Below are 21,944 nucleotides of genomic sequence, written 5' to 3'. Positions count from 1 at the left end.
CGGCCGCGGCACCCCGAAGGGGTCGCCGCGGCCGACGAGCAAAGAACAACGAACAGCTACGCGCTCTCGCGCGACAACGCATCCATCGCCCGCTTGGTGACCTCGTCCACCTTCCCCAGCGCCGAGATCGTGATCAGCAGCCCCTGGTTCCGGTAGTAGTCGATGATCGGCTCGGTCTGCGTGTGGTAGACCTCGAGCCGCTTGCGGACGGTCTCCTCGCTGTCGTCGTCACGCTGGTACAGCTCGCCACCGCAGGCGTCACAGACGCCTTCCTGCTTCGCCGGGCTGTACGTGACGTGGAAGACGTGGCTGGAGTCCTTCCGGCACACGCGGCGGCCGGCAATGCGCTTGACCACCTCGTCCTCGGGAACCTCGAGATCGAGCACGGCGTCGAGCTTCATGCCCTCGGCCTTGAGCGTCTCGTCGAGCGCCTCGGCCTGCGACACGTTGCGCGGGAAGCCGTCGAGCAGGAAGCCCTTCTCGGCGTCCCGCTGCGACATGCGGTCCTTGGCCATGCCGATGGTGACCTCGTCCGGCACGAGATTGCCGGCGTCCATGTACGCCTTCGCCTGTTTGCCCAGTTCCGTGCCCTGGCTGATGTTGGCTCGGAACAGGTCGCCCGTGGAGATGTGCGGGATCGACAGGTTCTTGGCGAGGAACGCGGCCTGCGTTCCCTTGCCCGCACCGGGCGGCCCGACGAGGACGATACGCATCAGCGGAGGAACCCTTCGTAGTTGCGCTGCTGGAGCTGGCTCTCGATCTGCTTCACGGTCTCCAGACCCACACCCACGATGATCAGGATGCTCGTCCCGCCGAACGGGAAGTTCTGGTTCGCGCCGAAGCCGGCCAATGCCATCGTCGGAACGAGAGCGATCAGGCCCAGATACAGCGAGCCCGGCCAGGTGATCCGGTTGAGTACATAGCTCAGGTACTCAGCGGTCGGTCGGCCAGCCCGGATGCCCGGGATGAAGCCACCATACTTCTTCATGTTGTCTGCAACTTCCTCGGGGTTGAACGAGATCGCCACGTAGAAGAAGGCGAAGAAGACGATCAACAGGAAGTAGCTGACGATGTAGTACGGGTGGTCACCCTTGACCAGGTGCTGGTCGATCCAGGTTTTCCAGCCCGAGTTGCCCCCGGCGAACTGAGCGATCAGCGCCGGGATGTAGAGCAGCGACGACGCGAAGATGACGGGAATCACACCCGCCTGGTTGACCTTCAGCGGGATGTACGTCGACGTACCGCCGTACGAACGACGGCCGATCATGCGCTTCGCGTACTGCACGGGGATACGGCGCTGGGCCTGCTCGACGAAGACCACCAGGCCGACCATGACGAGGCCGACGAGGATCACGATGCCGAACTCGATCCAGCCGCCCGCGAGCTCGCCCTGCTTCTTGATGGCCCACAGGGCGCTCGGGAAGGTGGCGGCGATCGAGATGAACATCAGGATCGACATGCCGTTTCCGATGCCGCGGTCGGTGACGAGCTCACCGAGCCACATCACGACGGCCGTGCCCGCGGTCATGGTGATGACCATGGTGATGGTCACGAAGATCGACTGGTCGGGAACGATCTCACTGGCCACCGGGCAGCCCTGGAACAGCGCGCCGCTGCGCGCGGTGGCGACCAGGCCGGTGCCCTGCAGGATGGCGAGCGCCACGGTCAGATAGCGCGTGTACTGCGTGATCTTCGCCGTGCCGGCCTGGCCCTCCTTCTTCAGGGCCTCGAGGCGCGGGATCACCACGGTCAGCAGCTGGAGAATGATGCTCGCCGTGATGTACGGCATGATGCCGAGCGCGAAGACCGTGATCTGCAGCAGGGCGCCGCCGCTGAACATGTTCACCAGGCCGAAGAGGCCCTGGTTGGCGTTCGCCTGGTCCATACAGATCTGGACGTTCTGATAGCTGACGCCCGGGATCGGGATGTGGGCCCCGATCCGGTAGACCACGATGATGCCGAGCGTGAAGAGCAGCTTCTTGCGCAGGTCGGGCGTCTTGAACGCCCGGGCGAACGCGGTGAGCACGGTGCCTCCTGCGACCCCCGCGCACATGCGTCAGAGGTGACGGTCTTGAGGTTCGACGAATACGTAACGGTCAAGCCGCCTGGCGCCCCCCTGGAGGCACACCAGACGAAAGTTAACAGTGCAGGCCACCTTACCGGCGTCCGTGCTCCCCTGGAACGACCAACCGGGGATACCCCATTTGTGGAGCATCCCCGGTGGGATCGTTCAGATCATCGGGCTCTTCTTCTGACGGATCAGACGAGCTCGGTGACGGTACCGCCGGCGGCGGTGATCTTCTCCTTGGCGGAGCCGGAGACGGCGTCGACCGTCACCTGCAGCGCCACGGAGATCTCGCCCTGGCCGAGGACCTTGACGAGGCTGTTCTTGCGAACGGCACCCTTGGCCACCAGGCCCTCGACGGTGACCTCGCCACCCTCGGGGTACAGCGCGGCCAGCTTGTCGAGGTTCACGACCTGGTACTCGGTCTTGAACGGGTTCTTGAAGCCCTTCAGCTTCGGGAGGCGCATGTGCAGCGGCATCTGGCCGCCCTCGAAGCTCTCCGGAACCTGGTAGCGGGCCTTCGTGCCCTTGGTACCACGACCGGCCGTCTTACCCTTCGACGCCTCACCACGACCGACACGGGTCTTGGCGGTCTTGGCGCCCGGGGCGGGACGGAGGTTGTGGATCTTGAGCGGGTTCTGCTCCGCCATGATCAGTCGACCTCCTCGACCGTCACGAGGTGGCGGACGGTGTGCACCATGCCGCGGAACTCGGGACGGTCCTCCTTGACGACCTGCGTGTTGATGCCCTTGAGACCAAGGGAGCGCAGGGTGTCACGGTGGTTCTGCTTGCTGCCGATGTACGACTTCGTCTGCGTGATCTTGAGGCGGGCCATCACACACCCGCCCCGGCACGCGCACGCAGCAGAGCCGCGGGAGCGACGTCCTCGAGGGGCAGACCGCGGCGGGCCGCGATCTCCTCGGGGCGCTGCAGGCCCTTCAGGGCCTCCACGGTCGCGTGCACGATGTTGATCGCGTTGTCGGAGCCGAGCGACTTCGACAGGACGTCGTGGATACCGGCGCACTCGAGCACGGCACGCACCGGACCACCGGCGATAACACCGGTACCCGGGGACGCGGGCTTGAGCAGCACGACGCCGGCAGCCTTCTCACCCTGGATCGGGTGCGGGATGGTGCCCTGGATACGGGGGACCTTGAAGAAGTGCTTCTTGGCCTCCTCAACGCCCTTGGCGATGGCGGCCGGCACCTCCTTGGCCTTGCCGTAACCGACACCCACGGTGCCGTCACCGTCGCCCACCACGACCAGCGCGGTGAAGCTGAAGCGACGACCACCCTTCACAACCTTGGCGACGCGGTTGATCGCGACAACGCGCTCAACGTACGCGGTCTTCTCGGCGGCAGCTGCGCCGCCGTCACGGCCCTTCCGGTCCCGCCGCTCGCCGCCACCGGCACCGCCACCGCGGCGCTGGGGTCCAGCCATTGGATTACCTCTCTCTTTCCGCTAGCTACAAGCGGCTCAGAACTTGAGCCCGGCTTCGCGGGCGGCATCCGCCAGGGCGGCGATGCGCCCGGCGTACTTGTTGCCACCACGGTCGAACACGACGGCCTCGACACCCGCGGCCTTGGCACGCTCGGCGACCAGGGCGCCGACCTTGCCGGCGGCAGCGGACTTGTCGCCCTCGCCACCGCGGATCGACGTGTCCAGGGTCGACGCCGACGCCAGGGTGTGACCCTTGATGTCGTCGATGACCTGGGCCACGATGTGGCGGTTCGAGCGCGTCACGACCAGGCGCGGACGCTCGGCCGTACCCGAGATCCTCTTGCGGATGCGGATGTGGCGGCGCTTGATGGCAGCGGCCTTGTAGGCCTTGCCCTTGGCGATCTTCACACCGTATGCCATGGCTTACTTACCCGCCTTTCCGACCTTGCGGCGGATGACTTCGCCCTCGTACTTGACGCCCTTGGCCTTGTACGGGTCGGGCTTGCGCAGCTTGCGGATGTTGGCCGCAACCTCGCCGACCTTCTGCTTGTCGATGCCCTCGACCGAGAAGCGGGTCGGGGACTCCACCTTGAAGGTGATGCCCTCAGGGGCCTCGATCAGGATCGGGTGGCTGTAGCCGAGCGAGAACTCGAGGTTCGAGCCCTTCGCCACGACGCGGTAACCGACACCGCTGATCTCGAGCTTCTTGACGTATCCCGTGGTCACACCGGTGATCATGTTCGCCACCAGCGTGCGGGACAGGCCGTGGAGGGCCTTGTTCTGACGCTCGTCGTTGGGGCGGGTGACGTTCAGAACGCCGTCCTCGCCCTTAGCGATCTCGATCGGCGCGGCAACGGTGTGGGAGAGGGAGCCCTTGGGGCCCTTCACCTGGACCGTACGGCCATCGATGGTGACGTCCACGCCGGCGGGAACCGGGATGGGGAGCTTGCCGATACGCGACATTGCTGTCTCTCCTCCGTTCCCGACTACCAGACGTAGGCGAGGACTTCCCCACCCACGCCCTTCTTCTGCGCCTGCTTGTCGGTCAGCAGACCGTGCGACGTGGAGATGATCGCCACGCCCAGGCCGCCCAGGACCTTCGGCAGGTTGGTGGACTTCGCGTACACCCGGAGACCGGGCTTGGAGATCCGCTTGATGCCCGCGATGGAGCGCTCACGGTTCGGGCCGAACTTCAGCTCGAGGACGAGGTTCTTGCCGACCTCGGCGTCCTCGACGCGCCAGCCCGTGATGAAGCCCTCCTGCTGGAGGATCTCCGCGATGTGCGACTTGATCTTGGAGTGCGGCATCGACACCGAGTCGTGGTAAGCCGAGTTCGCGTTCCGCAGACGCGTAAGCATGTCTGCGATCGGATCAGTCATGGTCATGAATTGGCCTGTGGCCTCTCTCGCCGGGGTTTCCTGTCTGTGCCATCCCTCTCCCCGATCCGAGACGGGACGGGTGCGGCACGGGGACCTACGGCGTAGTAAGTCGGTCCAGGGCGGCAGGCGCCCAACCACACAAGCCTAAGCCATGTGAAGTCGGGCTCCTGCCGACCCAGTTGCTTACCGAGAGTCCGGTATCAACCCAAGTGGGCTGTTACCAGGAGCTCTTGGTCACGCCCGGCAGCTCGCCGCGGTGAGCCATCTCACGAAGGCACACACGGCAGAGGCCGAACTTGCGGTACACGGAGTGCGGACGGCCGCAGCGCTGGCAGCGGGTGTACGCACGCACACCGAACTTGGGCTTGCGAGCAGCCTTGGCAATCAGAGCCTTCTTCGCCATCTCGCTCACGCCTCCTTGAAGGGGAAGCCGAGGTGACGAAGGAGCGCACGGCCCTCAGCGTCGTTGGTCGCCGTGGTGACCACGGTGATGTCCATACCCCGGACGCGGTCGATCTTGTCCTGGTCGATCTCGTGGAACATGACCTGCTCCGTGAGACCGAAGGTGTAGTTGCCACGGCCGTCGAACTGCTTGGGGGACAGACCACGGAAGTCGCGGATGCGCGGCAGCGCGAGCGACAGGGTGCGGTCCAGGAACTCCCACATGCGGTCGCCACGGAGCGTGACGTGGGCACCGATCGGCTGGCCCTCACGCAGCTTGAACTGCGCGATGGACTTGCGGGCCTTGGTGACGGCCGGCTTCTGGCCCGTGATCGTGGTGAGGTCGCGGATGGCGCCCTCGATCAGCTTGGAGTCGCGGGCGGCGTCGCCCACACCCATGTTGACCACGATCTTGACGAGGCCCGGGACCTGCATGACGTTCTCGTACTTGAACTCGTCACGCAGCTTGCCGACGATCTCCTCGCGGTACTTCGTCTTGAGACGCGGAGTCGTGGTGGTAGCCATCAGATGTCCTCACCGGTCCGCTTGGCAACGCGGATCTTGTTGCCCTCGTCGTCGAAGCGGTAGCCGACGCGGGTCACGACCTTCTTGCCGTCCTTCTCCACGACGAGCTGAACGTTGCTCACGTGGATCGGGGCCTCGGTGGTGACGATGCCGCCGGCCTGGGAGCCGCGGGCCGTCGGGCCGGCCTTGGTGTGCTTCTTGACCCGGTTGACACCCTCGACCAGGACACGCTCCTCGCGCGGGTAAGCGGCAATGACCTTGCCCTGCTTGCCCTTGTCCTTGCCGGTGATGACCTGGACCAGGTCACCCTTCTTGATCTTCATGCTTACAGCACCTCCGGCGCGAGCGAGATGATCTTCATGAACTTCTTCTCGCGCAGCTCACGGCCCACGGGGCCGAAGATACGGGTGCCGCGAGGGTCGCCGTCGTTCTTCAGAATGACGGCGGCGTTCTCGTCGAAGCGGATGTACGAGCCGTCCTGGCGGCGGCGCTCCTTGACGGTGCGAACGATGACCGCCTTGACGACGTCACCCTTCTTCACGTTGCCACCGGGGATCGCGTCCTTGACGGTGGCGACGATGACGTCACCGATGCCCGCGTAGCGGCGACCGGAGCCACCGAGAACACGGATGCAAAGGATCTCCTTCGCACCAGTGTTGTCGGCGACGCGCAGTCGCGACTCCTGCTGGATCACGTCTATCTCCTGATCGTCTGCCGGTTCCCCGGGGGCTGTGGGTCACAGCCCCCGGAGCCTGGCGGAACTGATTCCGAGGGGAATGCCCCTCGGAAGGGGTTACTTGGCCTTCTCGAGGATCTCGACGACGCGCCAGCGCTTCGTCGCGGACAGCGGCCGGGTCTCCATGAGGAGGACGCGGTCGCCGACACCCGCGGCGTTCTGCTCGTCGTGCGCCTTGAGCTTGTTCGTACGGCGGATGACCTTGCCGTACAGCGCGTGCTTGACGCGGTCCTCGACGGCGACGACGACGGTCTTGTCCATCTTGTCGCTGACGACCAGACCCTCACGGGTCTTGCGGAAACCGCGCGCGGTCTTCTCTTCAGTCACGTTGCTCTCGCTCATCAGGCGCTCTCCACCGTCTCGATGCCCAGCTCGCGCTCACGCATCAGGGTGTAGATCCGGGCGATGTCCTTACGGACCGCCTTCAGACGGCCGTGGTTCTCGAGCTGACCGGTCGCCGCCTGGAAGCGGAGGTTGAACAGCTCTTCCTTGGCCTCGCGAAGCTTCGCCAGAAGCTCCTCGTTGCCCAGCTCGCGCAGCTCGGACGCCTTGGTACCGGCCGACATCACGCTTCACCTGCCTCGCGCCGAACGATGCGGCACTTCATCGGAAGCTTGTGAGCAGCGCGGGTAAGCGCCTCACGCGCAATCTTCTCGTTCGGGTAGGACAGCTCGAACATCACCCGACCGGGCTTGACGTTCGCGACCCACCACTCCGGGGAACCCTTACCGGAACCCATGCGGGTCTCGGCGGGCTTCTTGGTCAGCGGGCGGTCCGGGTAGATGTTGATCCAGACCTTGCCGCCACGCTTGATGTGACGGGTCATCGCGATACGAGCGGCCTCGATCTGACGGTTCGTCACGTACGCCGGGGTCAGCGCCTGGATGCCGTACTCGCCGAACGCAACCTGCGTGCCACCCTTGGACATACCGCTGCGCTTCGGGTGGTGCTGCTTGCGGTGCTTGACCCTACGGGGGATCAGCATTTCGGTCAGGCCTCCGTTCCGGTGCTCTCAGCCGGAGCGGCGGCGGGAGCCTCGGCCTTGGGGGCCTCGGCAGCCGGAGCCTGCTGCGGCTTGCGACCGCGCCCGCCACGCTCGCCACCGCGGCCACCACGGGCCGGGCGGTCGGCACCACCACGAGCCGGGCGGTTGCCGGCACGGGCGGCGGCGTTCTCGGCGCGGACCTCGGCGATGTTCTTGACGTCGCCCTTGTAGATCCAGACCTTCACACCGATGCGGCCGAAGGTCGTCTTGGCCTCGAAGAAGCCGTAGTCGACGTTCGCGCGGAGCGTGTGCAGGGGCACGCGGCCCTCGCGGTAGAACTCCGAGCGGGACATCTCGGCACCGCCGAGACGGCCACCACACTGGATCTTGATGCCCTTGGCGCCCGCCTTCATGGCCGACTGCATGCTCTTACGCATGGCGCGGCGGAAGGAGACGCGGGAGGACAGCTGCTCGGCAACGGCCTGGGCAACCAGCTGAGCGTCGGTCTCGGGGTTCTTGACCTCGAGGATGTTCAGCTGGACCTGCTTGCCCGTGAGCTTCTCGAGGTCGCCGCGGATGCGGTCGGCCTCGGCGCCACGGCGGCCGATGACGATGCCGGGACGCGCGGTGTGGATGTCCACCCGCACGCGGTCACGGGTGCGCTCGATCTCAACCTTCGAGATGCCGGCGCGCTCCATGCCGGACGTCATCATCCGACGGATGGCGACGTCTTCCTTGACGTAGTCCTTGTACAGCTTGTCGGCGTACCAACGCGACTTGAAGTCGGTCGTGACACCGAGCCGGAACCCGTGCGGGTTTACCTTCTGGCCCATTACCGGGTTCCTTCCTTGCTGCTGACGACCACAGTGATGTGGCTGGTCCGCTTGCGGATCCGGTAGGCACGGCCCTGGGCGCGCGGACGGAACCGCTTCAGGGTCGGGCCCTCGTCGACGTACGCCTCGGAGACGTAGAGGCTGTCGGCGTCGGTGTGGTCGTAGTTGTGCGCGGCGTTGGCAATGGCGCTGTCGAGCACCTTGCCGACCGGCACGGAAGCGGCCTGCGGAGCGAATCGCAGGACCGCCTGGGCCTCCGTGGCGTCCATGCCACGGATGAGGTCCACCACGCGGCGGGCCTTCATGGGCGTGACGCGGATGTACCGCGCCTGGGCCCTGGCTTCCATGGTTGTCCCTTCAGTTACTTACGTGTCTGAATGCGATCCGCTACTAGCGGCGCTTCGACTTCCGGTCTTCCTTGACGTGGCCCCGGAAGGTGCGCGTCGGCGAGAACTCGCCGAGCTTGTGGCCGACCATCGACTCGGTGACGAACACCGGGATGTGGGTCTTGCCGTTGTGCACCGCGATCGTGTGGCCCAGCATGGCCGGGACGATCATCGAGCGACGGGACCAGGTCTTGATGACGTTCTTGGTGCCGGCTTCGTTCTGTGCGTCCACCTTCTTGATCAGGTGGTCGTCGACGAAGGGCCCCTTCTTGAGACTGCGCGGCATCTAAACCCGCTCCTAGCGCTTCTTGTTCGTCTTGCGGCGGCGGACGATGTACTTGTTCGAAGCCTTCTTCGGCGAACGAGTACGACCCTCCTTCTGACCCCACGGGGAGACCGGGTGGCGACCACCGGAGGTCTTGCCCTCACCACCACCGTGCGGGTGGTCAACCGGGTTCATCGCCACACCGCGGACGGTCGGGCGGACGCCCAGCCAGCGCTTGCGGCCGGCCTTGCCCCAGTTGATGTTCGACTGCTCGGCGTTGCCGACCTCGCCGACGGTGGCGCGGCAGCGGACGTCGACCAGGCGGATCTCACCGGAAGGCATGCGGAGGTGGGCCATCTGGCCCTCCTTCGCGAGCAGCTGCACGGAGGCACCGGCGGAGCGGGCGAACTTGGCGCCGCCGCCCGGACGAAGCTCCACGGAGTGGATCGTCGTACCGACCGGGATGTTGCGCAGCGCCAGGTTGTTGCCGGGCTTGATGTCGGCCGCGGGGCCGTTCTCGATCCGGTCGCCCTGGTTCAGGCCCTTGGGGGCCAGGATGTAGCGCTTCTCGCCGTCTGCGTAGTGCAGCAGCGCGATGCGTGCGGTGCGGTTCGGGTCGTACTCGATGTGCGCGACCTTGGCCGGCACGCCGTCCTTGTCGTGACGACGGAAGTCGATCACGCGGTAGGCGCGCTTGTGGCCACCGCCCTGGTGGCGAACGGTCACACGACCGGCGTTGTTACGGCCGCCCTTGCTGTGCAGGGGGCGGACCAGCGACTTCTCCGGCGTGGACCGCGTGACCTCGACGAAGTCGGCGACGCTGGAGCCACGACGGCCCGGAGTCGTCGGCTTGTACTTGCGGATACCCATTTCTCAGTCCTCGTCCGATATCGGACCAGGGCGCTCCGTTAGGAGGCCTGGCCGAAGATGTCGATACGGTCGCCCTCGGCGAGGGTCACGATCGCGCGCTTGCTGTCGGCACGCTTGCCGAAGCCCGTGCGGGTCCGCTTGCGCTTGCCCTGGCGGTTGATCGTGTTGACCCCGGTGACCTTGACCGAGAAGACCGCCTGGACGGCCTCCTTGATCTGGGTCTTGTTGGCGCGCGGGTCGACGATGAACGTGTACTTGTTCTCGTCGAGGAGCGCGTAGCTCTTCTCGGAGACGACCGGCTTGAGGAGGACGTCACGGGGGTCCGTGTAGGCCTTGCTCAGCGGGGTCTCAACGGTGTTCTTGCCCTCGGTGGCGTGGCGCTTCGCCTTGGCGATGCGCGCAGCCTTCGCGGCCTTGGCGGCCTTGGGGGCAATGCTCGGGTGACGCGTAGCCATCAGGCCTCGCTCCCTTCGGTGTCAGCGGCCTTGGGGCCAGACACGAAGGACTCGAAAGCGGCCTGGGTGAAGACCACGTCGTCCGAGACGAGAACGTCGTACGTGTTCAGCTGGCCCGGCTCCAGGATGTGGACCTGGGGCAGGTTGCGGGCGGAGAGCCACGCGGCCTCGTCGCTGCGCTCGACGACCAGGAGCAGGTTCTTGCGCTCCGAGATCTTGCCGAACAGCGTCTTGGCGGCCTTGGTGGAGATCTCGCCCTCGACCACGCCGGAGACGACGTGGATGCGGTTGTTGCGCGCCCGGTCGGTGAGGGCACCGCGCAGGGCGGCGGCCTTCATCTTCTTCGGGGTCCGCTGCGAGTAGTCACGCGGCACGGGGCCGTGGACGACGCCACCGCCGGCGAACTGCGGCGCACGGGTCGAACCCTGGCGGGCGCGGCCGGTGCCCTTCTGGCGGTACGGCTTCTTGCCACCGCCGCGGACCTCGCCGCGGGTCTTCGTCTTGTGCGTGCCCTGGCGGGCAGCGGCCAGCTGCGCGACGACGACCTGGTGGATCAGCGGGACGCTGACCTTGGCGTCGAAGATCTCCGCGGGGAGCTCGACGGACCCGGCCTTGTCGCCAGCAGGCGAAAGGATGTCAATGGTGCTCATCGGTTACCTCAGGCCCCCTTGGCCGCGGTACGGACCAGGACGAGGCCGCCGTTCGGACCGGGAACCGCGCCCTTGATGAGCAGCAGACCCTTCTCCGCGTCAACGGCGTGGACGGTCAGGTTCTGGGTGGTGACCCGCTCGTTGCCCATGCGGCCCGCCATGCGGAGGCCCTTGAACACGCGGCCCGGGGTGGCGCAGCCACCGATGGAACCGGGAGAGCGGTGCTTGCGCTGGGTACCGTGCCCGGCACCGAGGCCACCGAAGTTGTGGCGCTTCATGACACCGGCGAAGCCCTTGCCCTTGCTCTTGCCGGTGACGTCGACCTTCACGCCGGCCTCGAAGGCTTCGGCGCTGATCTCCTGGCCGAGGGTGTACTCGGACGCGTCCGAGGTACGGATCTCGACGAGGTGACGACGGGGGGTGACGTCGGCCTTGGCGAAGTGGCCCTTGAGGGGCTTGTTCACCTTGCGCGGGTCGATCTCGCCGAAGGCGATCTGGACCGACTCGTAGCCGTCGGTGTCGTTCGTACGGACCTGGGTAACGACGCAGGGGCCGGCCTTGACCACGGTCACCGGGACGACACGGTTGTTCTCGTCCCAGACCTGGGTCATGCCGAGCTTCTCGCCCAGGATGCCCTTGATCTGCTTAGCCATCTTCAGATCACCGGCCTTCAGAGCTTGATCTCGATGTCGACGCCGGCCGGGAGGTCGAGTCGCATCAGAGAGTCAACGGTCTTGGGGGTCGGGTCGAGGATGTCGATCAGGCGCTTGTGCGTGCGCATCTCGAAGTGCTCGCGCGAGTCCTTGTACTTGTGCGGCGACTTGATGACGCAGTACACGTTCTTCTCAGTGGGCAGCGGCACCGGGCCCGCGACCGACGCACCAGTGCGGGTCACCGTCTCGACGATCTTCTTCGCCGAGGAGTCGATGACCTCGTGGTCGTAGGCCTTGAGCCGGATGCGGATCTTCTGTCCCGCCATGGCTACTTCGTAGTCCTGTCTCTCGTAAACGCTCTGGAACCCGGGGGGCCGGCTTCTGGAAGCCGGGCCTCTTCTCCGACCCACGCGGTCGGGCGTGTCGCGCCCCCGCTGACACGGATATCCGGACGGATTTCCCTGCTAGGGGGTGCGATCGTCGACCGCGGGGGCGGGGGGTGAGACCACCCGCCGGGTGCCTGGCCGGTACCCCGCTGACACTTCCCGGAAGATTCCCGTACGTCCGCCCCTGACAAGGAGCGACGAGTACTGTGGGACTCGCTTCCGGTCCTCCCGGCGGGAGGCGCGCAGCATCGGCACTCAACCGAGCAACCCGGATAGTCTGCCATACGGGACGGGGCCATCGCCAATCGGGCGGAAGAGAGTACCCGGTGCCGAGCTCAGATCAAACCTTCGGGTGTCATCACACACGGGTGCCCCGGCCGAGGGGCCGGGGCACCGGTGCGTGATCGGCGGGTCAGCGGCCCGAGGCCAGCTCCTCGCGGACCGCGACGTACGCCGGCTTCGGCGCGTAGTTCTCGTCGAGCAGGTTCGCGGCGCCCTCGCCGCTGAACACGCCGGGGATCCAGCTGTACTTGTCGGTGTGGCCCCAGACCGTGAAGGACTTGCAGCCGGCCGTGGCCAGGCAGGCGTCGAGCAGGCGGCGGTAGTCGTCGGCCTGGCGGGCCAGCTTGGTGTCGTCGGCGGGCAGGATCATCCGGACGTCGACCTCCGTGAAGGCGGTCTCCATGCCGAGGTCGTCGAAGCGCTTCAGGTTCGCGGCGACGTCGCCCGGGAAGCCGTACTGGATGCCGAGGTGGCCCTGGATGCCGAAGCCCTGGACCGGGACGCCCTCCGCCCTCAGCTGCTTGGCCAGCTCGTAGTAGGCCGTGGACTTCGCGTTGATGCCCTCGACGTTGTAGTCGTTGACGAACAGCTTGGCCTTGGGGTCGGCCGCGTGGGCCCAGCGGAAGGCGTCGGCGATGTAGGACGGGCCGAGCTTCTGGAGCCAGATCGATTCGCGCAGGGTGCCGTCCTCGTTGAAGACCTCGTTGACGACGTCCCACTGGTAGATCTTGCCCTTGAAGTGCTTGACCTGGGTGGTGATGTGGTTCTTCAGGATGCCGCGCAGCTCGTCCGAGTCGATCGAGCCGTCGGCGACGCCCGAGGTCAGCCACTGCGGCAGCTGGCTGTGCCAGAGCAGGGTGTGGCCGCGGACGGCCTGCCCGTTGTCGCGGGCGAACCGGATGAGGTCGTCGGCCTTCGACCAGTCGTACACCCCGCGCTCCGGCTCGACGGCCTCCCACTTCATGACGTTCTCGGCCGTGACGGAGCTGAAGTCCTTGGCGGTCGTCTTCCGGTACGCGGTGTCGTCGGCCAGGGCGGACATGTCCACGGCGGTACCCACCAGGAGGTCCGCCCGGCCGGCGAGCTGGCGGAGGCTGGGCTTCTCGGGAGCGGCGGAGGCCGCCTGCGTCCCGGTGACCATGAGGGTGGCGCTGAGCAGGGCGACTGCTGCGAGGGGCGTGCGGAGGCGCGTCATGTTCTTCCTTCGTGGATACGGGTTGTACGGAATCGTCGGTACGGGTGGTGCATGCGAGGTGACCGTCAGCGCACGCGGTGGCTCTCCAGAGGCCCGAGGTACGTGGGCGTGAGGCCGCCGGTGTCGATCACCAGGCGCTGGAGGACGACCGTCGGGTCGACCATCCAGAAACTGAGGCGGTGCACTCCGGCCCGGTCGAGGGTGTGCCGGGTGGCGGTCAGGTTGACGTTGTCGGAGGTGTTGCGGGCCCACGGGGCGTTCATGGTTCCGTCGTCGGCACCGGTCACCGCGGTGATGTCGACGGTCCCCGGGGCGTCGTCGTCGAAGGAGACCGCGTAGCGCAGGCCGCCGGTCGGCAGGGCCGGGTTGCGCGGCGAGAGGTACGCCCACACCGTGACGGGCCCTGCGGTGTGCAGGGTCACCTCGTACTCCAGGCGGGGCGAGCTGCCGCCGGGAGTCTGGCGGGCGGCGGTGACGGGGACGGGCGTCATCCCGGCGCCCGTACGGCCGATGCGGTCGATGCGCTGCCAGCGGATGTCCGCGGCGCCGACCGCGCGCGTGCAGTGCTCCGCGTCGATGGCCACATAGCCGCCCGCCTCGACGAAACCGCTGAGGCCGCGGGCGGACGTGTGCTCGGCGATCGCCGTGACGGTGACCGTGACGCCGTCAGGCCCGTGCACCGTGATCTCCGCCTCCGTCCGGCCGCGCGGCGCCTTCGGCCAGTCCACGGTCACGATCGCCCGCACCTGCTGCTCGACCCGGCCCTGCGGGCGGTCGACCCTGATCCACGGCACGGACGGCGTGATGCGGTAGTCGAAGGGCTCCCGGCCGCGGTTGAAGACCTCGATGTACTGGTCGGGGCGGGTCTGGTACGGGCTGAAGACGGGCAGCACCGCCGGGCCCTCCGCTTGCGGCCACCACTCGTCCGAGCCGTCGATTGCCACGCCCATGTCCGTCGCGTCCGGCACCTCGATGCGCTGGACCGCGGGGAAGATCTCGTCGGGGAGGGCGACGTTGTTCTTCTCCGGCTGCTGCCAGGAGGCGTTCGGGCCGTAGCGCACCACGTCGCCGTAGCCGATGTGCGGCTGGGTCTGGAAGCCCTTCCACTTGCCGCCCGCCACCTGGTTGTTGAAGCGGTCGGCGAGGGCGAAGTCCTCGGCGAGCCGGGCCTCGGCGGCGGCCGCCAGGTCGTTGGTGGCGGCACGCCCCTGCCGCGCGTAGTGCAGGTTGGTGAACTGCGCCTCGCGCAGCGCGTAGACGTTCGCGGTGGCCTGAACCTGGTAGCCGACGAGCTCGAACCAGGCATCCTGGTCGGCATCGGGCAGGTGCCGGGCGATCCGGTCTGCGACCTTGGCGAGCTTGCGCCACTCGTCGGTGACCCGCTCCAGCTCCCGGTGGCCGGTCACCGAGAACGGCGTCGCCCTGTCGTCGAACACGACCGCCGAGGAGTCCTTGGCCGGGTCCTTCGCCGGGTTCAGGGTGATGCGGCGGTTGAGCGACTCGGGCTTGCGGCGCGACTGGAGCTGGGCGTACGTGGCGAGCACCTCGGCGATCGCGGAGGTCTGGGCCTCGCCGAAGTTCTGGCGGGCGTAGCGGCGCTCCCACTCGGGGATGTCCTCCAGGCCCCACCGCTGCGGATTCCAGGCGTAGTCGAGGAAGAACTGGGTGGGCAGTTCGTTGCCCTTGAGATCGCCGACGTTGGTGACCCACAGGCCGTGGTTGCCGTAGGCGATGGCCTGACGCAGCTGGTCCCACATGTTCGGCAGCGAGGTGGTGTCCACCCACTTGTAGTTGCGCCCTGCACCCACGTAGTCGAAGTGGTAGTAGAGGCCGTAGCCGCCGCTGCGGGCGGGCTCGGACGGGTCGGGGTGCTTGCGGATGTTGCCCCAGTTGTCGTCGGTGAGGACGACCGTGACGTCGTCGGGGGCGCGCAGGCCGCGGTCCCAGTAGCGCTGGACCTCCTTGTAGAGGGTCCACACCTGCGGGACCGAGGCGGGGTCCTTGCCGGTGACCTCGGCGATGATCTCGCGCTGGGTGGCGATGATCTCCTGCATCAGCTCGATGGCGTCGCCGTCGGGCAGGCTGGTGTCGCCGTTGCCGCGCATGCCGAGGGTGACCACGCCCTCGAAGTCCTCGTCGACCATGCGACGGATGCCGTCGGCCCAGTACGCCTTGATGGCCTCCGCATTGCGTCGGAAGGACCATTCGCCGGTGCCGCCGTACGGGTCGTGGCCGGGGGTCGTGATGGCCCCACTGCTGTCCCGCTTGGCGGGGACGGCGTGCCGGTTCCACTCCTCGATGCCGCGCATCATGGGCGCCTCGTGAGAGGTGCCCATGACAATGCCGTATTCCTTGGCGCGCGCGTGGTTCTGCGGGTCGTCCTCGGCGAAGGCGCGGCCCCACACCGCCGGCCAGAGGTAGTTCGCCTTCAGGCGGAGCAGGACCTCGAAGACCTTGGCGTAGAAGTCGGCGTTGAAGCCGCCCGGGAAGCCCTCGGCCTTGCCGGGGCCGAAGTACGCGGGCGCCCAGGTGCCGAGGGCCGGGTTCTCGTCGTTGATGAAGATGCCGCGGTACTTCACGGCCGGGGTGCCCTGGGTGTGGCGGCCGGGCAGGACGTACAGCGCGTCGCGGTGGACCGGGCGGACGTCGTCCCACCAGTACCAGGGCGAGACGCCGATCCCCAGCGAGACGTCGTACGCGCCGAAGATCGTGCCGCGCGGGTCACTGCCCGCGATGACAAGTGCGCGCTCCACCCCCGGCAGCGGCTGCTCGACGACGGCCTGCAGGGACGTCTCCCACTTGCCCTTGATCCCGTCGACGTCGAGCTTGCCCGCCTCGACGAGACGGTCGATCAGCGGGCTGCGACCGATGGTGCCGATCAGGGTGATCTCGCGGGCGTCGCCCGGCACGTCGCCCTTCACCAGGCGCGGGCGCACGCCCGTGACCCGCCCGATGTCGTCCCGCAGATCACCCGCCACGCGTACGACCCCGGTGTGGTCGTCGGCGCTCACCACGATCGGCACGGCCTGCCCGTCGCGTACGAGCGGAAAGGCGCCCGCGCTCGGCGCGAAGGAGATGTAGGAGCCGGGGTCCGTCGGCCGGATCTCGCCGGCCGCGGCCTCGGCCGCCTGCGCGACGCCGGAAAGCCCCGGAAGGCTTCCGAGCGCGGTCAGCGTCAGGGCGCCAAGACCGGCACCCGCGCCCGTCCCGAGTACGGCTCTACGGCTCAGCCGTGGCGGGACAGACCTCTCCATGAAACGCTCCTCCGGATTGTGACGCCAGGTGCATGCGCCGACTGCCGAGCCACATGGTGGAGCGATAATTTCCCGGAAACAATGGGTCTACAGAACCGAAAATTTTTCAGTCTCCGGGACGCCGTAATCCAGCCCCTCGCGGAGACGCGGAAGGGCCCGCACGACCGAAGTCGTACGGGCCCTTCTCGATGCCCCTAGGAGCGCCGGGTCTCCCCGATCAAGAAGTAAGGAACTTACTTCGTGATCTTGGTGACCTGGCCGGCGCCCACGGTCCGGCCACCCTCACGGATGGCGAACTTCAGGCCCTCCTCCATGGCGACGGGCTGGATGAGCTCGACCTTCATCTCAGTGTTGTCGCCCGGCATGACCATCTCCGTGCCCTCGGGGAGGGTCACAACACCGGTCACGTCAGTCGTACGGAAGTAGAACTGCGGACGGTAGTTGTTGAAGAACGGCGTGTGGCGGCCACCCTCGTCCTTGGACAGGATGTAGGCCTGGGCCTCGAACTCGGTGTGCGGGGTGACCGAGCCCGGCTTGATGATGACCTGGCCGCGCTCGACGTCCTCGCGCTTGATGCCGCGGAGCAGCAGACCGACGTTCTCACCGGCCTGGCCCTCGTCGAGCAGCTTGCGGAACATCTCGATGCCGGTGACCGTGGTGGAGGTCTTCTCCGGCTTGATGCCGATGATGTCGACGGTCTCGTTGACCTTGAGGACACCACGCTCGATACGACCGGTGACAACGGTGCCACGGCCGGTGATCGTGAAGACGTCCTCGATCGGCATCAGGAACGGCTTGTCGACGTCGCGCTCGGGCTCCGGGATCGACTCGTCGACGGCCTTCATCAGGTCGAGGACGGACTGGCCCCACTCCTTGTCGCCCTCGAGGGCCTTCAGAGCGGAGACCTTGACGACCGGAACGTCGTCGCCCGGGAACTCGTACTCGGAGAGGAGCTCACGGACCTCGAGCTCGACGAGCTCCAGGATCTCCTCGTCGTCCACCATGTCGGCCTTGTTCAGGGCGACAACGATGTACGGAACGCCGACCTGGCGGGCCAGGAGCACGTGCTCCTTGGTCTGCGGCATCGGGCCGTCGGTGGCGGCGACCACCAGGATGGCGCCGTCCATCTGCGCCGCACCGGTGATCATGTTCTTGATGTAGTCCGCGTGACCGGGGCAGTCGACGTGGGCGTAGTGACGCGTCTCGGTCTGGTACTCGACGTGCGCGATGGAGATGGTGATACCGCGCTGGCGCTCCTCAGGAGCCTTGTCGATCTGGTCGAAGGCCGAGGCCTCGTTCAGGTCCGGGAATGCGTCGTGCAGCACCTTGGTAATGGCGGCCGTGAGGGTCGTCTTACCGTGGTCGATGTGACCGATGGTGCCGATGTTGACGTGCGGCTTAGTCCGCTCGAACTTCGCCTTCGCCACTGGGGTCCTCCTGTGGAGTGGTTCTGTACGCCTTACTTCATCGGCGCCAGGTGATCTTTGCTGGAAAGCCCGGTGCCCGGGGCACTCCTTCGCTGTTGCGACGGGGTGCCCCCTTGGGCTCCGGAGTCAAGCCTAAAGCGTGTACTCGGTTGAGTTACTCGCCCTTGGCCTTTGCGATGATCTCCTCGGCGACGTTCTTCGGAACCTCGGCGTAGGAGTCGAACTGCATCGAGTAGCTCGCGCGACCCGACGTCTTGCTGCGGAGGTCGCCGACGTAGCCGAACATCTCCGACAGCGGGACCAGGCCCGTGACGAGCTTGGCACCGTGGCGGTCCTCCATGGACTGGATCTGACCGCGGCGGGAGTTGATGTCGCCGATGACGTCGCCCATGTAGTCCTCGGGCGTCGTCACCTCGACCTTCATCATCGGCTCGAGCAGGGCCGGGGAGGCCTTGCGCGCGGCCTCCTTGAAGGCCATCGAACCGGCGATCTTGAAGGCCATCTCGGAGGAGTCGACCTCGTGGTAGGCACCGTCGAGGAGGATCACCCGGACGCCCGTGAGCGGGTAGCCCGCGAGCACGCCGAACTCCATGGCCTCCTGGCAGCCCGCGTCCACGGAAGGAATGTATTCCTTCGGGATACGGCCACCGGTGACCTGGTTGACGAACTCGTATCCGTCGCCCTCGAGCGGCTCGACCGAGATCTGCACCTTCGCGAACTGACCGGAGCCACCGGTCTGCTTCTTGTGCGTGTAGTCGTACTTGTCGACCGACTTGCGAAGCGTCTCGCGGTACGCGACCTGCGGCTTGCCGACGTTGGCCTCGACCTTGAACTCACGGCGCATACGGTCGACCAGCACGTCGAGGTGCAGCTCGCCCATACCCGCGATGATGGTCTGGCCCGTCTCCTCGTCCGTGTGGACCTTGAAGGACGGGTCCTCCTCGGCGAGGCGCTGGATCGCGACGCCCAGCTTCTCCTGGTCGCCCTTCGACTTGGGCTCGATGGCGACCTGGATGACCGGCGCCGGGAAGTCCATCGACTCGAGGATGACCTGGTTGGCCGGGTCGCAGAGGGTCTCACCGGTGGTGGTCTGCTTCAGACCCATGACGGCGACGATGTCGCCGGCGCCCACCGAGTCGATCTCCTCACGCTTGTTGGCGTGCATCCGGTAGATCTTGCCGATGCGCTCCTTCTTGCCCTTCACCGAGTTCTGCACCTGAGAACCCGAGTCGAGGCGGCCGGAGTACACCCGGACGAAGGTCAGCTTGCCGAGGTGCGGGTCGCTCGCGATCTTGAACGCCAGCGCCGACAGCGGCTCGTCCTCGGAGGGCTTGCGCTTGACGATCTCCTCCGGGTCGTTGACCGCGTGGCCCTCGATCGCCTCGATGTCGAGCGGCGAGGGGAGGTAGCGGACAACGGCGTCGAGCAGCGGCTGGACACCCTTGTTCTTGAAGGCCGTACCGCAGAACACCGGGGTGACGGTGGTGCCCTCACCCTTGCCGGAGCCGATGGTGATGCGGCGGATCGCCGCGTACAGCTGCTCCTCGGTGGGCTCCTCGCCCTCCAGGTACAGCTCCATCATCTCTTCGTCGTTCTCGGCGACGGTCTCGAGCAGGGTGCCGCGCCATTCGTCGGCGGCCTCCCGGTGGGTGTCCGGGATGTCGACGACGTCGTACGCCTCACCGAGCGCGGTCTCGGCGGACCACACGAGCGCCTTCATGCGGACCAGATCCACGACGCCCTTGAAGTCGGCCTCGGCACCGATCGGCAGCTGCATCACGATCGGGGTCGCGCCGAGGCGGTCCGTGATCATGTCGACGCAGCGGTGGAACTCGGCGCCCGTACGGTCGAGCTTGTTGACGAAGCAGATACGCGGGACGCCGTAGCGGTCCGCCTGACGCCACACGGTCTCGGACTGCGGCTCCACACCGGCGACGCCGTCGAACACCGTCACGGCACCGTCGAGCACGCGCAGCGAGCGCTCCACCTCGACGGTGAAGTCGACGTGGCCCGGGGTGTCGATGATGTTGATCGTGTGGTCGACGTTCTCGAGCGGCCAGTGACAGGTGGTGGCAGCAGACGTGATCGTGATGCCACGCTCCTGCTCCTGCTCCATCCAGTCCATCGTGGCGGCGCCGTCGTGGACCTCACCGATCTTGTACGAGACACCGGTGTAGTACAGGATCCGCTCGGTGGTCGTCGTCTTGCCCGCGTCGATGTGGGCCATGATCCCGATGTTGCGGACCCTGGCCAGGTCAAGTGAAGTGGTAGCCATAAGGCTTCAGTCTTCTCTCGGTTCTCGATGGGGTAGCGACTACCAGCGGTAGTGCGCGAAGGCCTTGTTGGACTCGGCCATCTTGTGGGTGTCCTCGCGCTTCTTCACGGCAGCACCGAGGCCGTTGGAGGCGTCGAGCAGCTCGTTCAGCAGACGCTCGGTCATGGTCTTCTCGCGACGGGCGCGGGAGTAACCGACGAGCCAGCGCAGCGCCAGGGTGTTGGCACGGCCCGGCTTGACCTCGACCGGCACCTGGTAGGTCGCGCCACCGACACGGCGGGACTTGACCTCGAGGGTCGGCTTGATGTTCTCGAGAGCGCGCTTGAGGGTGATGACCGGGTCGTTGCCGGTCTTCTCGCGCAGGCCCTCCATGGCGCCGTAGACGATGCGCTCGGCGGTGGAGCGCTTGCCGTTCAGCAGCACCTTGTTGATGAGGGAGGTCACCAGAGGAGATCCGTAAACCGGGTCGACGATGACCGGGCGCTTCGGGGCGGGGCCCTTACGAGGCATTCTTACTTCTCCTTCTTGGCGCCGTAACGGCTGCGGGCCTGCTTGCGGTTCTTGACACCCTGGGTGTCGAGGGAGCCACGGATGATCTTGTAGCGAACACCCGGCAGGTCCTTCACACGGCCGCCGCGCACGAGCACGATGGAGTGCTCCTGCAGGTTGTGTCCCTCACCCGGAATGTAAGCGGTGACCTCGATCCCACTGGTCAGACGCACACGCGCGACCTTACGCAGGGCCGAGTTCGGCTTCTTCGGGGTGGTCGTGAACACACGCGTGCAGACGCCGCGGCGCTGAGGGGAACCCTCGAGTGCGGGCGTCTTGTTCTTCTCGACCTTGTCCTGCCGGCCCTTGCGGACCAGCTGCTGGATCGTAGGCACTACTTCTCCGGTTTCTGTGTGCCGATTGGGTACAGCTAACCTGGAACTTCGCCGACCCACGCGGTCGGGTGTGTCGAATACTGCAGACCCCCGCTGCGAGGCGGAAAGGGCGGCAGATTGCGGTGCGGCGCTTACGGCTTCCCCTACGGTTGCAGGCACGCACGGGAGCCAGGGCACACCCCAGGCACAAGGTCTGAGCGTACCTATCGCATCCACTCCGGTCAAAACAAATGCCCTGACGCTACCGCTACGACCACAGCCCCGCCGCAGGCAGCCACCCCGCATCGGTACGAGCGGGTGCCCCACACCGCACCACGCCGCACCGCTGTGGGCAGGCGTTCCGCAGGGCTGGGGGCACCTCCCAGCGGTAGCTGGGGGAGGGTGGGCACAGCCCACGACGGCGGGTTCGCCGCACGACAAGGGTGCCACCGGCACGGGGTGGCGCGCGCTACAGCAAGGGGCACCCGCACCGCCGGGGGTGCCGCTGTGCCCACCCGTGCCGCCCAAGCGGCACGACTGCCCACAAGGGCGGCGCGCAGCCCGCACCCCCACCGCGGC

At 66.9% G+C, this 21,944-nt stretch carries 29 protein-coding genes; all 29 read right to left on the bottom strand.

Annotated elements, in window-relative coordinates:
- Positions 1–56: 56 nt before the first annotated feature.
- Positions 57–713: an adenylate kinase gene (locus tag STSP_RS29125; RefSeq protein ID WP_067283953.1), complete on the bottom strand. Its 657-nt coding sequence runs from the start codon at positions 711–713 to the stop codon at positions 57–59.
- The gene (secY, locus tag STSP_RS29120) at positions 713–2,026 is read right to left on the bottom strand and encodes a preprotein translocase subunit SecY (RefSeq protein WP_067283951.1); all 1,314 of its coding nucleotides are present in this window, start codon (positions 2,024–2,026) and stop codon (positions 713–715) included. Before secY ends, STSP_RS29125 begins: the two co-directional genes overlap by 1 nt.
- Before the next feature lie 233 nt (positions 2,027–2,259).
- A complete protein-coding gene (gene rplO, locus STSP_RS29115; protein ID WP_004984514.1) occupies positions 2,260–2,715 on the bottom strand; it encodes a 50S ribosomal protein L15 in 456 nt (151 codons plus the stop codon).
- 2 nt (positions 2,716–2,717) lie between these two features.
- On the bottom strand, positions 2,718–2,900 hold the full coding sequence (rpmD, locus tag STSP_RS29110; RefSeq protein ID WP_010473936.1) for a 50S ribosomal protein L30: 183 nt from the start codon (positions 2,898–2,900) through the stop codon (positions 2,718–2,720).
- On the bottom strand, positions 2,900–3,505 hold the full coding sequence (gene rpsE / locus STSP_RS29105) for a 30S ribosomal protein S5 (protein WP_004984517.1): 606 nt from the start codon (positions 3,503–3,505) through the stop codon (positions 2,900–2,902). Before rpsE ends, rpmD begins: the two co-directional genes overlap by 1 nt.
- 36 nt (positions 3,506–3,541) lie before the next feature.
- Positions 3,542–3,925, bottom strand: coding sequence for a 50S ribosomal protein L18 (gene rplR / locus STSP_RS29100; RefSeq protein WP_067283950.1), 384 nt, complete (start codon positions 3,923–3,925; stop codon positions 3,542–3,544).
- A gap of 3 nt (positions 3,926–3,928) precedes the next feature.
- Positions 3,929–4,468 carry a 50S ribosomal protein L6 gene (gene rplF, locus STSP_RS29095; protein WP_067283948.1) on the bottom strand — a complete coding sequence of 180 codons (540 nt, stop codon included), beginning with the start codon at positions 4,466–4,468 and terminating at the stop codon, positions 3,929–3,931.
- Between the two features lie 23 nt (positions 4,469–4,491).
- Complete coding sequence (rpsH, locus tag STSP_RS29090; RefSeq protein ID WP_029380979.1) at positions 4,492–4,890, bottom strand: 30S ribosomal protein S8; 399 nt, start codon at positions 4,888–4,890, stop codon at positions 4,492–4,494.
- Positions 4,891–5,101: 211 nt separating this feature from the next.
- Complete coding sequence (locus STSP_RS29085) at positions 5,102–5,287, bottom strand: type Z 30S ribosomal protein S14 (RefSeq protein ID WP_003956452.1); 186 nt, start codon at positions 5,285–5,287, stop codon at positions 5,102–5,104.
- A 5-nt stretch (positions 5,288–5,292) separates the two neighbouring features.
- Entirely contained in the window at positions 5,293–5,850 is a 558-nt protein-coding gene (gene rplE, locus STSP_RS29080) for a 50S ribosomal protein L5 (RefSeq protein WP_067283946.1), read from the bottom strand.
- The gene (rplX, locus tag STSP_RS29075) at positions 5,850–6,173 is read right to left on the bottom strand and encodes a 50S ribosomal protein L24 (RefSeq protein ID WP_004984523.1); all 324 of its coding nucleotides are present in this window, start codon (positions 6,171–6,173) and stop codon (positions 5,850–5,852) included. Before rplX ends, rplE begins: the two co-directional genes overlap by 1 nt.
- Positions 6,174–6,175: 2 nt before the next feature.
- Positions 6,176–6,544, bottom strand: coding sequence for a 50S ribosomal protein L14 (gene rplN / locus STSP_RS29070; protein ID WP_003956455.1), 369 nt, complete (start codon positions 6,542–6,544; stop codon positions 6,176–6,178).
- Positions 6,545–6,643: 99 nt separating this feature from the next.
- Positions 6,644–6,928 (bottom strand): 30S ribosomal protein S17, encoded by a 285-nt coding sequence (rpsQ, locus tag STSP_RS29065; protein WP_067283945.1) that lies wholly within the window; start codon positions 6,926–6,928, stop codon positions 6,644–6,646.
- Positions 6,928–7,152: a 50S ribosomal protein L29 gene (rpmC, locus tag STSP_RS29060; protein ID WP_003974259.1), complete on the bottom strand. Its 225-nt coding sequence runs from the start codon at positions 7,150–7,152 to the stop codon at positions 6,928–6,930. The genes rpsQ and rpmC overlap by 1 nt, the downstream gene beginning before the upstream one ends.
- A complete protein-coding gene (rplP, locus tag STSP_RS29055) occupies positions 7,152–7,571 on the bottom strand; it encodes a 50S ribosomal protein L16 (protein ID WP_017949658.1) in 420 nt (139 codons plus the stop codon). Before rplP ends, rpmC begins: the two co-directional genes overlap by 1 nt.
- Before the next feature lie 5 nt (positions 7,572–7,576).
- The gene (gene rpsC, locus STSP_RS29050; RefSeq protein WP_004927271.1) at positions 7,577–8,404 is read right to left on the bottom strand and encodes a 30S ribosomal protein S3; all 828 of its coding nucleotides are present in this window, start codon (positions 8,402–8,404) and stop codon (positions 7,577–7,579) included.
- Positions 8,404–8,751, bottom strand: a complete 348-nt coding sequence (rplV, locus tag STSP_RS29045) for a 50S ribosomal protein L22 (RefSeq protein WP_030174537.1) — start codon at positions 8,749–8,751, stop codon at positions 8,404–8,406. Before rplV ends, rpsC begins: the two co-directional genes overlap by 1 nt.
- 43 nt (positions 8,752–8,794) lie before the next feature.
- Entirely contained in the window at positions 8,795–9,076 is a 282-nt protein-coding gene (gene rpsS / locus STSP_RS29040; protein WP_004984529.1) for a 30S ribosomal protein S19, read from the bottom strand.
- Between the two features lie 12 nt (positions 9,077–9,088).
- Complete coding sequence (rplB, locus tag STSP_RS29035) at positions 9,089–9,925, bottom strand: 50S ribosomal protein L2 (RefSeq protein WP_067283943.1); 837 nt, start codon at positions 9,923–9,925, stop codon at positions 9,089–9,091.
- A 38-nt stretch (positions 9,926–9,963) separates the two neighbouring features.
- A complete protein-coding gene (rplW, locus tag STSP_RS29030) occupies positions 9,964–10,380 on the bottom strand; it encodes a 50S ribosomal protein L23 (RefSeq protein WP_067283941.1) in 417 nt (138 codons plus the stop codon).
- On the bottom strand, positions 10,380–11,030 hold the full coding sequence (gene rplD, locus STSP_RS29025) for a 50S ribosomal protein L4 (RefSeq protein ID WP_067283939.1): 651 nt from the start codon (positions 11,028–11,030) through the stop codon (positions 10,380–10,382). The genes rplW and rplD overlap by 1 nt, the downstream gene beginning before the upstream one ends.
- A gap of 8 nt (positions 11,031–11,038) precedes the next feature.
- Positions 11,039–11,683 carry a 50S ribosomal protein L3 gene (gene rplC, locus STSP_RS29020; protein WP_067283938.1) on the bottom strand — a complete coding sequence of 215 codons (645 nt, stop codon included), beginning with the start codon at positions 11,681–11,683 and terminating at the stop codon, positions 11,039–11,041.
- 17 nt (positions 11,684–11,700) lie between these two features.
- Positions 11,701–12,009, bottom strand: coding sequence for a 30S ribosomal protein S10 (rpsJ, locus tag STSP_RS29015; protein WP_003948644.1), 309 nt, complete (start codon positions 12,007–12,009; stop codon positions 11,701–11,703).
- A gap of 472 nt (positions 12,010–12,481) precedes the next feature.
- Positions 12,482–13,546, bottom strand: a complete 1,065-nt coding sequence (locus STSP_RS29010; RefSeq protein ID WP_067283936.1) for an endo-1,4-beta-xylanase — start codon at positions 13,544–13,546, stop codon at positions 12,482–12,484.
- Between the two features lie 65 nt (positions 13,547–13,611).
- Positions 13,612–16,800 (bottom strand): glycosyl hydrolase 115 family protein, encoded by a 3,189-nt coding sequence (locus tag STSP_RS29005; protein WP_067283934.1) that lies wholly within the window; start codon positions 16,798–16,800, stop codon positions 13,612–13,614.
- Between the two features lie 233 nt (positions 16,801–17,033).
- Complete coding sequence (tuf, locus tag STSP_RS29000; RefSeq protein WP_067283932.1) at positions 17,034–18,227, bottom strand: elongation factor Tu; 1,194 nt, start codon at positions 18,225–18,227, stop codon at positions 17,034–17,036.
- A 154-nt stretch (positions 18,228–18,381) separates the two neighbouring features.
- On the bottom strand, positions 18,382–20,502 hold the full coding sequence (gene fusA / locus STSP_RS28995; protein ID WP_067283930.1) for an elongation factor G: 2,121 nt from the start codon (positions 20,500–20,502) through the stop codon (positions 18,382–18,384).
- 39 nt (positions 20,503–20,541) lie between these two features.
- A complete protein-coding gene (rpsG, locus tag STSP_RS28990) occupies positions 20,542–21,012 on the bottom strand; it encodes a 30S ribosomal protein S7 (RefSeq protein WP_029386961.1) in 471 nt (156 codons plus the stop codon).
- Positions 21,013–21,014: 2 nt separating this feature from the next.
- Positions 21,015–21,386: a 30S ribosomal protein S12 gene (gene rpsL, locus STSP_RS28985; RefSeq protein WP_003948652.1), complete on the bottom strand. Its 372-nt coding sequence runs from the start codon at positions 21,384–21,386 to the stop codon at positions 21,015–21,017.
- Positions 21,387–21,944: the final 558 nt, after the last annotated feature.

The sequence above is a fragment of the Streptomyces jeddahensis genome, from assembly GCF_001642995.1.
Classification (GTDB): Bacteria; Actinomycetota; Actinomycetes; order Streptomycetales; family Streptomycetaceae; genus Streptomyces; species Streptomyces jeddahensis.
The sequence above is the reverse complement of the archived record's forward strand: the minus strand, read 5'-3'. Positions and strand labels throughout refer to the sequence as shown.